Annotated in this window: 11 protein-coding genes and 1 pseudogene; all 12 read left to right on the forward strand. The window is 66.5% G+C overall.

Annotated elements, in window-relative coordinates; translation table 11 throughout:
* Positions 1-869: pseudogene (locus AC1DYK_RS27595) on the forward strand (hypothetical protein); the annotation flags it as partial.
* A gap of 218 nt (positions 870-1,087) precedes the next feature.
* Positions 1,088-4,984, forward strand: a complete 3,897-nt coding sequence (locus AC1DYK_RS27600) for a DUF3683 domain-containing protein (RefSeq protein ID WP_478169200.1) — start codon at positions 1,088-1,090, stop codon at positions 4,982-4,984.
* Positions 4,981-5,427: an HIT family protein gene (locus AC1DYK_RS27605; RefSeq protein ID WP_478169201.1), complete on the forward strand. Its 447-nt coding sequence runs from the start codon at positions 4,981-4,983 to the stop codon at positions 5,425-5,427. Before AC1DYK_RS27600 ends, AC1DYK_RS27605 begins: the two co-directional genes overlap by 4 nt.
* Positions 5,427-5,858 (forward strand): gamma-butyrobetaine hydroxylase family protein, encoded by a 432-nt coding sequence (locus AC1DYK_RS27610; RefSeq protein WP_478169202.1) that lies wholly within the window; start codon positions 5,427-5,429, stop codon positions 5,856-5,858. Before AC1DYK_RS27605 ends, AC1DYK_RS27610 begins: the two co-directional genes overlap by 1 nt.
* A gap of 70 nt (positions 5,859-5,928) precedes the next feature.
* Positions 5,929-6,660 (forward strand): bifunctional demethylmenaquinone methyltransferase/2-methoxy-6-polyprenyl-1,4-benzoquinol methylase UbiE, encoded by a 732-nt coding sequence (gene ubiE, locus AC1DYK_RS27615; protein WP_478094740.1) that lies wholly within the window; start codon positions 5,929-5,931, stop codon positions 6,658-6,660.
* Positions 6,661-6,688: 28 nt separating this feature from the next.
* On the forward strand, positions 6,689-7,729 hold the full coding sequence (locus tag AC1DYK_RS27620) for a Tim44 domain-containing protein (RefSeq protein WP_478169203.1): 1,041 nt from the start codon (positions 6,689-6,691) through the stop codon (positions 7,727-7,729).
* A 278-nt stretch (positions 7,730-8,007) separates the two neighbouring features.
* Complete coding sequence (locus AC1DYK_RS27625; protein WP_478169204.1) at positions 8,008-8,562, forward strand: ubiquinone biosynthesis accessory factor UbiJ; 555 nt, start codon at positions 8,008-8,010, stop codon at positions 8,560-8,562.
* Between the two features lie 61 nt (positions 8,563-8,623).
* Entirely contained in the window at positions 8,624-10,189 is a 1,566-nt protein-coding gene (ubiB, locus tag AC1DYK_RS27630) for a ubiquinone biosynthesis regulatory protein kinase UbiB (protein ID WP_478157666.1), read from the forward strand.
* 35 nt (positions 10,190-10,224) lie between these two features.
* A complete protein-coding gene (locus AC1DYK_RS27635; protein ID WP_478169205.1) occupies positions 10,225-11,292 on the forward strand; it encodes a polyamine ABC transporter substrate-binding protein in 1,068 nt (355 codons plus the stop codon).
* 13 nt (positions 11,293-11,305) lie between these two features.
* Entirely contained in the window at positions 11,306-12,406 is a 1,101-nt protein-coding gene (locus tag AC1DYK_RS27640) for an ABC transporter ATP-binding protein (protein ID WP_478169206.1), read from the forward strand.
* Positions 12,406-13,353: an ABC transporter permease gene (locus tag AC1DYK_RS27645; protein ID WP_478169207.1), complete on the forward strand. Its 948-nt coding sequence runs from the start codon at positions 12,406-12,408 to the stop codon at positions 13,351-13,353. Before AC1DYK_RS27640 ends, AC1DYK_RS27645 begins: the two co-directional genes overlap by 1 nt.
* The gene (locus tag AC1DYK_RS27650) at positions 13,350-14,207 is read left to right on the forward strand and encodes an ABC transporter permease subunit (protein ID WP_478169208.1); all 858 of its coding nucleotides are present in this window, start codon (positions 13,350-13,352) and stop codon (positions 14,205-14,207) included. Before AC1DYK_RS27645 ends, AC1DYK_RS27650 begins: the two co-directional genes overlap by 4 nt.
* Positions 14,208-14,253: the final 46 nt, after the last annotated feature.

Consider the following 14,253-nt stretch of genomic DNA (forward strand, 5'->3'; position numbering starts at 1 on the left):
AGAGTTTCCTGAGCGGCGGCAGCAACTACAGCAAGTACGCCAAGGGTGGCGTGGCCGTGGTGATCTCCAAGTCGGAGCAAAAGGCCGCCTTCATCGACCTGAAGCCACTGTTCACCTACGTCAACAGCGTCTACTTCGGGGGCGACCTGACGACCTTCACGTCGAGGATGGCGAGCCTGGGGCAGGCCGACAACCAATGGCCGTACACCTTCACGCAGCAGCCTTCGCAGGTTCCGACGGTGGTGAAGACGGTGTCGCTGTCGGCCAAGCCCACGGCGGTGAAGGCCAGCCTGTACGGCAACGCGATGCGCGCCTGGATCGCGACGCAGGACGGCACGATGCACATCTACAGCCTCGACGGCTATGCCCTGGGCGGTGCGGCCCCGGCGCCTTCGGCGAACGCCTTCGCGGAGGTCGGCACGGTCACGGGCCTCGGGCGCAATCCGACCTCGATCGCGACGTCCAAGGGCGAGCCGAGCAACACCAGCAGCAGCAGCGTCGATCCGCTGTCGCAGCAGGTGCTGGTGAGTTCGCGCGGCGACCGCAAGATCTCGTGGGTGCGCTTTGCGTCCAACGGCAACAGCGGCAGCATCGTGCGCACCTTGCAGGACACGCGCCTGATCGATCCGGTCTCGGTCGAGGACGCGGACAACTTCGCCACCGCGAACAACSTCCTGACCGTGGCCGACTACGCCGGCAAGGCCCTGAGAAACTACCGYTACGGGCCGGTGATCTACACCGACGGCAAGTCCTGCCCGGCGCCCAACGGGTGTCCCGTGACGCCCACGGGCTCCATCGGCATCGAGTACGGCGGCTCCATGGTCCTGCCCGGCAAGCCGTACCACGTCAAGACGGCCAACGTGCCTTGATCTTGATCTTGTAGAACGGCCGGGATGACACCGGCATGCATGGAACGGCCCGCTTCACGCGGGCCGTTTTTTTGTGCGTCCGGCATGGGCGATCCCGGTTCATCAAGCCGTGCCGGAAGGGTCAGGGTGCCCGGGCGCCGGCATGGCCATCGGGGCTGACTTAAAATCCATCCCCCCTGGTTCATGGGCGCGCAGCGCCCGACCGAGGCCACTCCCCGATGAATGCTCCGACCGCGTTGACGGCGTTGTTGTCGCAGGCCGCAGAGCCTGCGCGACTGCGTGAGATCCCCTACAACTACACCAGCTTTTCCGATCGAGAGATCGTGATCCGCCTTCTGGGCGGGCGCGGCTGGGAACTGCTGCAGACCCTTCGCTCGGAGCGCCGCACCGGCCGCTCGGCCCGCATGCTCTACGAAGTGCTGGGCGACATCTGGGTGGTGCAGCGCAACCCCTACCTGGTCGATGACCTGCTGGACAACCCGCGTCGCCGCGGCCAGCTGGTCGAGGCGCTCAACCACCGACTGGGCGAGGTGCAGAAGCGGCGCACGCCCGACACCGATGCCCAGCGCGACGCGTCCGTCGGCGAGCTGACCGGCCTGGTGGCGCAGGCGGTCGCGGCCTTCGACGGCATGTTCCGCGAGGTCGCGGCCCTGCGGCGCAAGGCCACGCGGGCACTGCGCCGGCTCACCGCCAAGGACAACATCAAGTTCGACGGCCTGTCGCGCGTGTCGCATGTGACCGACGCCACCGACTGGCGGGTCGAGTACCCCTTCGTGGTGCTGACGCCCGACACCGAGGCCGAGATGGCCGGCCTGGTCAAGGGCTGCATCGAGCTCGGCCTCACCATCGTTCCGCGCGGCGGCGGCACCGGCTACACCGGCGGCGCGATCCCGCTGACCTGGAACAGCGCGGTCATCAACACCGAGAAGCTCGAGGCCATGACCGAGGTCGAGTTGCGCGAGCTGCCCGGTCTCGAAGCGCCGGTGCCGACGATCTGGACCGAGGCCGGTGTGGTCACCCAGCGGGTCGCGGATGCGGCCGAGCGCGCGGGCTTCGTGTTCGCGGTCGATCCGACCTCCGCCGAGGCCTCCTGCGTGGGCGGCAACGTGGCGATGAACGCGGGCGGCAAGAAGGCCGTGCTGTGGGGCACGGCACTCGACAACCTGGCCTCGTGGCGGATGGTGACGCCGGACGCCGAGTGGCTGGAGGTCACCCGGGTCGGCCACAACCTCGGCAAGATCCATGACGCCGAGAGCGCGGCGTTCGAGCTCCAGTACTTCGCCGCCGATGGCAAGACCCCGCTGCGCGCCGAGCGGCTCGAGATTCCGGGCCGCACCTTCCGCAAGGAAGGCCTCGGCAAGGACGTCACCGACAAGTTCCTGTCGGGCCTGCCCGGCATCCAGAAGGAAGGCTGCGATGGCCTGATCACCAGCTGCCGCTGGATCGTGCATCGCATGCCGGCCCACACCCGCACGGTCTGCCTCGAGTTCTTCGGCAACGCGAAAGACGCGGTGCCGAGCATCGTCGAGATCAAGGACTTCATGTTCGCCGAGCAGAAGCGCTCGGGGGTGCTGCTGGCCGGGCTGGAGCATCTGGACGACCGCTATCTCAAGGCCGTCGGCTATGCGACCAAGTCGAAGCGCCATGGCGGACTGCCGAAGATGGCGCTGTTCGGCGACATCGCCGGCGACGACGCCGACACGGTGGCGCGCGTGACCTCCGAGGTGGTGCGCATCGCCAATTCGCGCAGCGGCGAGGGCTTCATCGCGATCAGTCCCGAGGCGCGCAAGAAATTCTGGCTCGACCGCAAGCGCACCGCCGCCATCAGCCGGCATACCAACGCCTTCAAGATCAACGAGGACGTGGTCATTCCGCTGCCGCGGATGGCCGAGTACACCGACGGCATCGAGCGCGTCAACATCGAGCTGTCGCTGCAGAACAAGATCGCGCTGGCCGATGCGCTGGAAGACTTCCTGGCGCGGGGCAACCTGCCACTGGGAAAGCGCGAGGACGCCAACGACATCCCGGCAGCCGAGCTGCTGGAAGACCGCGTGGCCCAGGCGGTGGCGCTGGTGGGCGAGGTCAGGGCCCTGTGGCAGGGCTGGCTCGACCAGGTCGGGACGCTGTTCCCGCAACTGCAGGACCATTCGTTGCGCGCCAGCTGGAAGACGCAGTTGCGCGCGCCCCTGGCGGAGATCTTCACCGGCGCCGAGTTCGCGCCGATCCTCGCCGAGTGCAGCGAGATCCACCGGAGCGTTCTCAAGGGCCGCGTCTGGATCGCGCTCCACATGCACGCCGGCGACGGCAACGTTCACACCAACATCCCGGTCAACAGCGACAACTACGAGATGCTGCAGACCGCCCATGCGGCCGTCGTGCGCATCATGGCGCTGGCGCGCAGCCTCGACGGCGTGATCTCGGGCGAGCACGGCATCGGCATCACCAAGCTCGAGTTCCTGAGCGATGAGGAACTGCAGCCCTTCACCGACTACAAGAAGAAGGTCGACCCCGAAGGCCGCTTCAACAAGGGCAAGCTGCTGCGCAGCGGGGAGCACCAGGCGGCCGACGGCAGCGCGCTGCATTCCAACCTGACCAATGCCTACACGCCGAGCTTCGGCCTGATGGGGCACGAGTCGATCATCATGCAGCAGAGCGACATCGGCGCCATCGCCGACAGCGTCAAGGACTGCCTGCGCTGCGGCAAGTGCAAGCCGGTGTGCGCCACCCACGTGCCGCGCGCCAACCTGCTCTATTCGCCGCGCAACAAGATCCTCGCGACCTCGCTGCTGGTGGAGGCCTTCCTGTACGAGGAGCAGACGCGGCGCGGCGTCAGCATCAAGCACTGGGAAGAGTTCGAGGACGTGGCCGACCACTGCACCGTGTGCCACAAGTGCCTCACGCCGTGCCCGGTCAACATCGATTTCGGCGACGTCTCGATGAACATGCGCAACCTGCTGCGCAAGATGGGCCAGAAGTCCTTCCGGCCGGGCAATGCGGCCGCGATGTTCTTCCTCAATGCGACCAATCCGCAGACCATCAAGATGATGCGCACCGGCATGGTCGACATCGGCTTCAAGGCCCAGCGCCTGGCCAATGACCTGCTGCGCGGCCTGGCCAGGAAGCAGACCGCCGCGCCGCCCGCCACGCTCGGTCCGGCGCCGATGAAGGAGCAGGTCATCCACTTCATCAACAAGAAGATGCCCGGTGGATTGCCCAAGAAGACCGCGCGCGCGCTGCTCGACATCGAGGATGCCGACTACGTGCCGATCATCCGCAACCCCGAGGCGACCACGCCCGAGACCGAGGCGGTGTTCTATTTCCCCGGCTGCGGCTCGGAGCGGCTGTTCTCGCAGGTGGGCCTCGCCACGCAGGCGATGCTGTGGCATGCGGGCGTGCAGACGGTGCTGCCGCCTGGCTATCTCTGCTGCGGCTACCCGCAGCGCGGCAGCGGCCAGTTCGACAAGGCGGAGAAGATGATCACCGACAACCGGGTGCTCTTCCACCGCGTCGCCAACACGCTCAACTACCTCGACATCAAGACCGTGGTGGTGAGCTGCGGCACCTGCTACGACCAGTTGCAGGGCTACCAGTTCGACAAGATCTTCCCGGGCTGCCGGATCATCGACATCCACGAATACTTGCTCGAGAAGGGCATCACGCTGGCGGACTCGGTGGGTGCGAGCGGTGGCAGCTACCTCTACCACGACCCCTGCCACACGCCCATGAAGCTGCAGGATCCCATGAAGACCGTGAAGGCGCTGGTCGGCGACAACGTGCTCAAGAACGACCGCTGCTGCGGCGAATCCGGCACCTTGGGCGTGACCCGTCCGGACATCTCGACCCAGATCCGCTTCCGCAAGGAAGAGGAGCTGAAGAAGGGCGAGGCGGCGCTGCGCGATGCGGGCAAGGTCGCGCCCGGCGCCAACGTCAAGATCCTCACCAGCTGCCCGAGCTGCCTGCAGGGCCTGAGCCGCTACGGCAACGACCTGAACAACGGCCTGCTCGAAGCCGACTACATCGTGGTCGAGATGGCCAACAAGATCCTCGGCGAGGACTGGATGCCCGCGTACGTGGCCGCCGCCAACCACGGCGGCATCGAACGCGTGCTGGTATGACGCCGAAACACGTGGCGGGCTGTCCGCTGTGCGACGAGCCCGGCGGGCGCCTGGTCTTCCAGGCCGCCAGGCTGCGCGTCATCCATGCGTCCGAAGCGGGCTTCCCGGCCTTCTACCGCGTCGTCTGGACCGACCACGTGGCCGAGTGGTCCGACCTGGACCCGGCGGACCGTGCCCTGTGCATGGAGGCCGTCGCCGTGGTGGAGCAGTGCCTGCGCGATGTCCTGGCGCCGGTCAAGATCAATCTTGCCGCCCTCGGCAACATGGTCCCGCACCTGCATTGGCACGTGATCGCACGCTTCGACTGGGACAGCCACTTTCCCTCGCCTGTGTGGGCCGCGCCGCAGCGCGCGTCCGACCCGCAGCGCGAACGGGAGATCGAGATTCAACGGCCGGCGCTGGAACGCGAGATGATCCAGCGTCTGGCGACAAGGAGTTTCTGATGGCAGGTTTGCAGGCGGGCGCACCGACGCCCCAGTCGATCACGGTGCACGGCCAGTCGCGCGTGCTGGAGGTGGGGTTTTCCGACGGCGCGACCTTCCGCATCCCGTTCGAGCTCATGCGTATCTATTCACCCTCGGCGGAGGTGCAGGGCCACGGGCCCGGCCAGGAGGTGCTGCAGACCGGCAAGCGCGAGGTCGACCTGGTCGACCTGCAGCCGGTCGGCAACTATGCAGTGCAGCCGACCTTCAGCGACGGCCATGACACCGGTATTTTCTCGTGGGATCTGCTCTACGACCTCGGCGCGCGCGAGGCCGAGCTGTGGGCCGAGTACGAGCGGCGCCTGGCCGCCGCGGGCGTCGACCGTGACGCGCCGATGGCCGACAAGGCGGCCGCGTCGGGCCACGGCGAACACGCCTGCGGCAGCCATTGAGCACAGAAAGTCCGGTGCCCCTGCGGGTTATCCGGCTTGATCTGAACGCTTCCGGCCTAACATCGGGTGCATGAGCACCACCCATTTCGGATTCGAATCGGTCGACGAAAGCGACAAGGCGAAGCGCGTGCGCGGCGTCTTCGATTCGGTCGCCTCGCGCTACGACCTGATGAACGACCTCATGTCGATGGGACTGCACCGCGCCTGGAAGGCCTACACGGTGATGGTCGCCAACGTCGGCGAAGGCTCCAAGGTGCTGGACATCGCCGGCGGCACCGGCGACCTTGCACTCGCTTTCGCCAAGAAGGTGGGGGCCAGCGGCGAGGTGGTCCACACCGACATCAACGAGGCCATGTTGCGCACCGGCCGCGATCGCCTGCTCGATGCCGGGGTCGCCTTGCCCACGCTGGTCTGCGATGCCGAGAAGCTGCCGTTTCCAGACAACCACTTCGATGTCGTGACCGTCGCCTTCGGCTTGCGCAACATGACCCACAAGGATGTTGCGCTGAAGGAAATGAACCGCGTGCTGAAGCCGCGCGGCAAGCTGCTGGTGCTGGAGTTTTCCAAGGTCGCCAAGCCGCTGCGCAAGGCCTACGACTGGTATTCGTTCAGCGTGCTGCCGCGCTTGGGCAAGGTGGTGGCCGGCGACGACGCCAGCTACCGCTACCTGGCCGAATCGATTCGCATGCATCCGGCCCAGGAAGACCTCAAGACCCTCATGAAGGAGGGCGGTTTCGGTCATGTGGACTATCACAATTTGACGGGCGGCGTGGTTGCCCTGCATGTTGGAATCAAGTGTTGAAGCTGTTTTTCGCCGAATTGGAGACGTCATGAAGAAAATTGGGTCCTTGTTGCTGGTGTGTGCGTTGGCCGTTGTGAGCATCGACGCCAGTGCCGCCCGCATGGGTGGCGGCAGGTCGGTCGGCAAGCAGTCCGGCAACGTGACGCAGCGTGAGGCCACGCCGTCCGCCACGCCGACGGCACCGGCACAAAACGTGAATAGCGCCGCCGCCAAGCCGGCCGCGGCGGCCCCTGCCGCAGCAGCGCCCAAGAAGCCCTGGGCCGGGATGCTCGGCGGCCTGGCCGCTGGCCTCGGCCTGGCCTGGCTCGCGCATTCGCTCGGCCTCGGCGCGGCCTTCGGCAATATTCTGCTGATCGGCCTGCTGGTGCTGGCGGCAGTGGTCGTGTGGCGGATCTTCGCGGCCCGCTCGCGTGCGGCCGCCTCGCCGCGCGCCGGCGCTTTCGCCTTCCAGGGCGCAGGCAGCCCGGCGGATGCCACGGCACCGCCCCAGTACAGCCCCCGCAATGTCGGCAACGACGCCTCGGCGCGCCCCTGGGAGAACAATGCCACGGCTTTCGACGCCAGCGCTTCGCAGCAGCCCGAGCATCCGGCGGATCGCACCAGCGGTTCGTCGATGGCCGGCGCGGCCGCCGCGGGCGGCAGCATGATCGGGTCGGCCCTGGCGGGCTCCCAGTCGTGGGGCATTCCCGCCGGCTTCGATGCCGACGGCTTCCTCACCGCGGCGAAGCGCAACTTCGTGACCCTGCAGGACGCCTGGGATCGCGCCGACATCGGCACCCTGCGCTCCATGATGACCGATGGCATGGTGGGTGAGATCCGCCAGCAACTGGCCGAGCGCGAGACCCACACCGGCGGCCAGGCGAACAAGACCGAGGTCGTGATGCTCGACGCCAAGCTGCTCGGCATCGAGGAACTGCCCGACGCCTACCTGGCGAGCGTGGAGTTCTCCGGCATGATCCGCGAGGACGTGTCGGCCGGCCCGAGCCCGTTCCGCGAGGTCTGGAACATGACCAAGGACACCAAGGGCGGCAGCGGCTGGCTGGTGGCCGGCGTGCAGGCGTTGCAGTAGGCTCCCCCCAGGTTGCCCGGCACTTCGTGTCCGGGCGCCCACCCCCTCCGGGGGCAACACCAGCGGCCTGGCAAAGCCAGTTCCGCGGTGTTTCACCAACGGGCCTGGCTTCGCCGGCCAAGCCATCGCGCTGTGGTTTTTCTACGGCTGCGCGCAGCGCGCCTGTTCGCGGGCAGCCGCGGAACCGGCTTCGCCGGGCCGCTGGCTGCGCCCCCGGTAGGGGGTGGGAGGGCTACACGCAGTGAGCCCGACCTGGGGGCGAGCGTGATAATACGGAGATGGTTACACCATCGTCCCCTTTTTCGTTTCTGGAAGACCTCGCCAATCGCGTCGGCAGCCGTCTGCAGCCGCCGGCCTGGGCTGTCCACGAGATCCAGCATCGCACCGTGCTTTTCCTCAACCATGTGCTCCAGCAGGAACCCGAGGCCCAGCAGCGCCTGCTGCGGCTGCAGGGGCGCGTGGTGCAGTTCGAGTGGCTCTTCGTGACGATGCAGTTCGTCGCGACGCCGGCGGGGCTGCTCGACCTCGCGCCCGAAGGCGCCACTGCCGAACTCACGCTGACGGTGACCGAGGCGTCGCCCTTCGGCTTCGCGCGGGCTGCCGTCCGCGGCGACAAGCCGGCCGTGCGCATCGAGGGTGACGTGCAGCTGGCCGCGGAGGTCAACTGGTTGATCGATCATGTGCGCTGGGACGTCGAAGACGATCTCGCACGTGCCATCGGCGACGTGCCGGCGCACACCATCGCGAGCGGCGCCCGCCGCGTGGTGGAGGCACTGCGGCAGTTCGTCGGCCAGCGTCCGGGCAGGGCCGACGGTTCTGCAGGCGCCGAATGAGCCGCCGGATCGTTACCAAGCCCAAGGCGAACACCGCAGCGCGCAACGCGCAGGTTTTCGAATGAGGCGGATCTACCGCGGCGCCTTCATCGTCTGGGTCGCGCTTCGCTACGGCCTCGACGAGCTTGTGCTCTCGAGCTTCCAGAAACCCTGGCTGCGCGCAGTGGCGCGCATCGTGTCGGTCGGCCGCAACCTCGATGCGCCGCGCGGCCAGCGGCTGCGCGAGGCGCTGGAGCGACTGGGACCGATCTTCGTCAAGTTCGGGCAGGTGCTGTCGACCCGGCGCGACCTGTTGCCGCCGGACATCGCCGACGAACTCGCCTGGCTCCAGGACCGGGTGCCGCCGTTTCCTTCCAAGGTGGCGATCGCGACCATCGAGCGCGCCTTCCGGCGACCGATCGGCGACATCTTCGTGCAGTTCGACGAGACGCCGGTCGCCAGCGCATCGATCGCCCAGGTGCATTTCGCGACGGTTCGCCTGGCCGACGGCTCGGTGCGCGAGGCGGCGGTCAAGGTGCTGCGCCCAGGCATGCGCGACGTGATCGAGAAGGATCTTGCGCTGATGGCCATGATGGCCGGCTGGGTCGAGGGCATGTCGGCCGACGGCAAGCGGCTGAAGCCGCGCGAGGTGGTCCGCGAATTCGACAAGTACCTGCACGACGAGCTCGACCTGGTGCGCGAGGCTGCCAATGCGGCCCAGCTGCGCCGGAACATGGAACAGCTCAAGCTGGTGCTGATCCCGGAGATGTACTGGGACTTCTGCCATCCCGAGGTCATGGTGATGGAGCGCATGAAGGGCGTGCCGATCGCCCAGCTCGACCGCCTGCGGGCAGCCGGCGTCGACATCCCGAAGCTGGCACGCGATGGCGTCACGATCTTCTTCACCCAGGTCTTTCGCGACGGCTTCTTCCATGCCGACATGCACCCGGGCAACATCCAGGTCAGCCTGGAGCCGGAAAGCTTCGGGCGCTATGTCTCGCTCGATTTCGGCATCATCGGGACGCTGACCGAATCGGACAAGGAGTACCTGGCGCAGAACTTCGTCGCCTTCTTCCGCCGCGACTACAAGCGCGTGGCCGAGCTTCACCTCGAGAGCGGCTGGGTGCCCCCCGGCACCCGCATCGACGAGCTCGAGGCGGCGATCCGAACGGTCTGCGAGCCTTACTTCGACCGGCCGCTCAAGGAGATCTCGCTCGGCATGGTGCTGATGCGGCTGTTCCAGACCTCGCGCCGCTTCCATGTCGAGATCCAGCCGCAGCTGGTGCTGCTGCAGAAGACCCTGCTCAACATCGAGGGCCTGGGCCGCCAGCTCGACCCCGAGCTCGATCTCTGGCACACCGCCAAGCCCTTCCTCGAGAAGTGGATGACCGACCAGATCGGCCCGCGCAAGCTGTTCGAGCAATTGCGCGCCGAGGCGCCGCGCTACGCGAAATTGCTGCCCCAGTTGCCTCGACTGATGCACGATTTCCTGGAAAATCGCCCCCCGGACCACCGCAGCGAATTGCTGGAACTGCTGGCCGCCCAGAAGCGCACCAACCGGCTCCTGCAGGCGATCATCTACGGTGGCATAGGTTTTGTATTGGGGTTGATCGCGATGCAGGTGCTGGTGCGCGTGCGTCTTTTCTAGGGGCCCGGGGGGGGGGGGGGGCCTGCGCCTTTGCGGTGCTGGCGTCGCCCGTCGCGCGGGCGGATGAGGAGAAGGTCCTCAACATCTACAACTGGGGGGACTACATCGCCGAGGACACGATCAAGAACTTCGAAAAGGAGACGGGGATCAAGGTCCGCTACGACCTGTTCGACAGCAACGAGGCCCTTCACGCCAAGCTGGTGGCGGGCATGAGCGGCTACGACATCGTGGTGCCCGGCTCCCATTTCGCCAAGATGCAGATCAAGGCCGGCCTGCTGCAGAAGCTGGACAAGTCCAAGATCCCCAACCTCGCGAATCTCGACCCGGCCATCCAGGCCCAGCTGGCCAAGATGGACCCCGGCAACGAGCACCTGGTCGACTGGCTCTGGGGCTACACGACGGTGGGAATCAACCGGGACAAGGTCAAGCAGGCGCTGGGCGGCAAGCCGCTGCCGGACAACGCATGGGATCTCGTCTTCAAGCCGGAGTACATGGCCAAGTTGAAGGGCTGCGGCGTGGCCTATCTGGACACGGCCTCCGAGATCGTGCCGATCGCCCTCAAGTACCTGGGCAAGGATCCGCGCAGCAAGGACCCCGAGGACTACAAGGCGGTCGGTGAAATGCTCAAGGGCGTGCGCCCTTACGTGACCCGCTTTTCCGGCTCCGGCTCCGACTACATCGACCAGATGGCCAAGGGCCAGCTGTGCGCCGTCATCGGCTGGTCCGGCGACATCATGATCGCCAAGGACAAGTCGACCAAGGCCAAGAACCCGCAGGACCTCGACGTGCTGTTGCCCAAGACCGGGGGGCTTCTCTTCTTCGACACCATGGCCATCCCCAAGGACGCCAAGCATCCGGAGAACGCCTACAAGTGGATCAACTACATCCTGCGGCCCGAAGTGCACGCCTCGCTGACCAACAAGGTGTTCTATGCGAACCCCAACAAGGCCGCGACGAAGTTCGTCAACCCCGTGCTGGCGAAGGACAAGGCCGTGTTCCCGGACGAAGCCGCGCTCGCGACGATGATCGCGCCTGATACGCCCGACCAGGCGACGCTCAGGCTCATCACGCGCACCTTCACCAATTTCAAGGCCAATCGCTGAGGGGCTTGCCGGCATGAATGTTCCCACCGGTGGCGGCGCCTTCCTGCGAATCGAGTCCGTCAGCAAGAACTTCGGCGAGTTCCGCGCCGTCGATCAGGTCAGCCTCGATGTCACGCGGGGCGAAATATTCGCGCTGCTCGGATCCTCGGGCTGCGGCAAGAGCACGCTGCTGCGGATGCTCGCGGGGTTCGAGCTGCCTTCGTCGGGGCGCGTCGTGCTGAACGGGGTGGATCTCGCGGGGCTTCCGCCCTATGAGCGCCCCGTCAACATGATGTTCCAGTCGTATGCGCTCTTTCCGCACCTGACGGTCTGGGACAACGTCGCCTTCGGTTTGCGGCGCGACAAGCTGCCCAGGGCCGAGATCGCATCCCGCGTGGACGAAATGCTGCGTCTGGTGCAGTTGACCCGGTTCGCCAAGCGCAAGCCCCACCAGCTGTCCGGCGGCCAGCAGCAGCGCGTGGCCCTCGCGCGCAGCCTGGCCAAGCGTCCCCAGCTGTTGCTGCTGGACGAGCCTTTGGGCGCGCTCGACCGCAAGCTGCGCGAGGACACCCAGATCGAGCTGGTCAACATCATCCAGCAGGTCGGCGTGACCTGCGTGATGGTGACCCACGACCAGGAGGAAGCCATGACCATGGCCTCGCGCATGGCCGTGATGAGCGAGGGTCGTTTCCTGCAGGTCGGCAGCCCGGCCGACATCTACGAAAGTCCCGCGACCCGCTTCGTCGCCGACTTCATCGGCAACGTCAACCTGATGGAAGGCAAGGTCGTGGTGGACGAGGCCGACCATGCCGAAATCGAATGCGCCGACGTCGTGCACCGGGTCGATCACGGCATCACCGGTTTCGAAGGCCAGCCGGTCGTGGTCGCCGTGCGGCCCGAGAAGATCCAACTGGGCACGGAGCCGCCGGACGATGACCGCAACAGGGTCCAAGGGGTCGTCAAGGCCCTTTCCTACTTCGGCGGCTACACCCTGTACCACCTCGAATTGCCAAGCGGCGCTGTGCTCAAGGTCAACGTCGAGAACGCCACCCGGCATCGGGAAGGCGCTCCGGTGCCGGGGGACAGGGTCTGGGCCCACTGGCTGCCGACCTCCCAGGTCGTCCTGAAAAACTGATGAAACACGCCCAAGCCGACCGCGGCGGCTTGCCCGGTTGGAAAACGCTCCTGCGAGGGCGGCGCCTTGTGATCGGCGTGCCTTATTTCTGGCTGCTGGCTTTCTTCCTGTTGCCGTTTCTCATTGTTCTGCGCATCAGCTTCGCCGAGATGGACGGCGCCACGATCAGCAGCCTGTTCGCGTACGCCGATCAGGAACTGGTCGTGAGGCTCAAGCTTCTGAACTACGCGACCATCTTCCAGGACAACCTCTACCTGGCGACCTATGGGCGGTCGCTGATGTACGCCGGCATCACGACCCTGATCTGCCTCGTGATCGGCTATCCCTTCGCGTACTTCATGGCGCGCGCCTCCACCGCCCTGCAGCCGTTGCTGCTGATGGCGGTGATGCTGCCGTTCTGGACCAGCTTCCTGTTGCGGGTCTACGCCTGGAAAGGGCTGCTGGATGCGCAGACCGGCTGGGTCGGAAGGCTGCTCGTCCACCTCCGTGCCGACCAGCTGCTTTACCCATTGGGGCTGATCCCGGCGCCGGGCGAGTTCATGTACAGCCCGTTTTCGCTCGTGCTGGGCATGGTCTACACCTACTTGCCCTTCATGCTGCTGCCGCTGTATGCCACGCTGTCCAAGCTGGACTTGCAGTTGCTCGAAGCCGCGCAAGACCTGGGGGCCACGCCCTGGCAGGCGTTCTGGCGGGTCACGGTCCCGCTGTCCAGGAGCGGCATCATCGCGGGCGCGATGCTGGTCTTCATTCCCTGCGTGGGCGAGTATGTGATCCCGGAACTCCTGGGCGGGCCGGAAACGCTGATGATCGGCCGCGTGCTCTGGGACGAGTTCTTCTCCAACAACGACTGGCCCCTGGCTTCGGGCGTCGCGGTCGTGATGGTGCTGCTCATCATCGTGCCGCTGGCGATCTTCAACAACAGCCAGGCGAAGGTGGCGCGTTCATGATCGTCACGTCCGCAGGCCGCTGGACCAGCCGCATCTGGCTGACGCTGGGGCTGGTCTTCCTCTACCTGCCGATCGCGGCGCTGGTCGTTTTCAGCTTCACCGATTCCCCGGTGCCGAACGTCTGGGCCGGCTTCAGCCTGCGCTGGTACGCCAAGCTCGCCGGCGACGAGGAAATTCGATCGGGGCTTTTTCTTTCGCTCAAGGTCGCCGCTGCCACCGCGAGCGCCGCCGTCGTGCTGGGGACCCTCGCTGCCTTTGCGCTGGAACGCTTTCCGCGGTTCAAGGGGCGCGCCTTCTTTTCCGGCATGGTCAGCGCCCCGCTGGTGATGCCGGAAGTGATCGTCGGGCTGTCGCTGCTGCTGATGCTCGTTTCGATCCAGCGCCTCTTCGGTTTTCCGGAGCGCGGCATGGTGACGATCTGGCTCGGCCATCTGCTCGTCGGACTGGCCTATGCAACCGTGGTGATCAGTGCCCGCCTGCGCGATCTGAATCCCCAGTTCGAGGAGGCCGCCCAGGATCTCGGTGCCCGGCCGCTGCAGGTCTTCATGCGCGTCACGCTGCCGATGATCGCGCAGTCGCTCGTGGCTGCCTGGCTGTTGACGTTCACGCTGTCGCTGGACGACGTCGTGATGTCGGCGTTCCTGTCCGGGCCCGGCTCGACCACGCTCCCCCTGGTGATCTTTTCGCGGGCCCGCCTGGGGCTCGATCCGACCGTCAATGCGCTGGCCACCGTGGTGATCTTCGTGGTGGCGGTGTTCGTCGTGGGTTCGAGCTACCTGATCGCGGCGCGGGAGCGCAGGCGCTACAGGCAGCAGCAGGCTGCACTCAAGGGGGGTACCGAATCGACGACGTAGCCGCGCGCAGGGCGGCCGCGCCGACGGCCTCGGTGGCGGGCGGGCG

The sequence above is a fragment of the Variovorax sp. P2_H12 genome, from assembly GCF_056403395.1.

Excerpts from the sequence above, each read along its gene's own strand:
- AC1DYK_RS27600 (WP_478169200.1), top strand. The coding sequence starts at position 1,088 with ATGAATGCTCCGACCGCGTTGACGGCGTTGTTGTCGCAGGCCGCAGAG.
- AC1DYK_RS27605 (WP_478169201.1), top strand. The coding sequence starts at position 4,981 with ATGACGCCGAAACACGTGGCGGGCTGTCCGCTGTGCGACGAGCCCGGC.
- AC1DYK_RS27610 (WP_478169202.1), top strand. The coding sequence starts at position 5,427 with ATGGCAGGTTTGCAGGCGGGCGCACCGACGCCCCAGTCGATCACGGTG.
- ubiE (WP_478094740.1), top strand. The coding sequence starts at position 5,929 with ATGAGCACCACCCATTTCGGATTCGAATCGGTCGACGAAAGCGACAAG.
- AC1DYK_RS27620 (WP_478169203.1), top strand. The coding sequence starts at position 6,689 with ATGAAGAAAATTGGGTCCTTGTTGCTGGTGTGTGCGTTGGCCGTTGTG.
- AC1DYK_RS27625 (WP_478169204.1), top strand. The coding sequence starts at position 8,008 with ATGGTTACACCATCGTCCCCTTTTTCGTTTCTGGAAGACCTCGCCAAT.
- ubiB (WP_478157666.1), top strand. The coding sequence starts at position 8,624 with ATGAGGCGGATCTACCGCGGCGCCTTCATCGTCTGGGTCGCGCTTCGC.
- AC1DYK_RS27640 (WP_478169206.1), top strand. The coding sequence starts at position 11,306 with ATGAATGTTCCCACCGGTGGCGGCGCCTTCCTGCGAATCGAGTCCGTC.
- AC1DYK_RS27645 (WP_478169207.1), top strand. The coding sequence starts at position 12,406 with ATGAAACACGCCCAAGCCGACCGCGGCGGCTTGCCCGGTTGGAAAACG.
- AC1DYK_RS27650 (WP_478169208.1), top strand. The coding sequence starts at position 13,350 with ATGATCGTCACGTCCGCAGGCCGCTGGACCAGCCGCATCTGGCTGACG.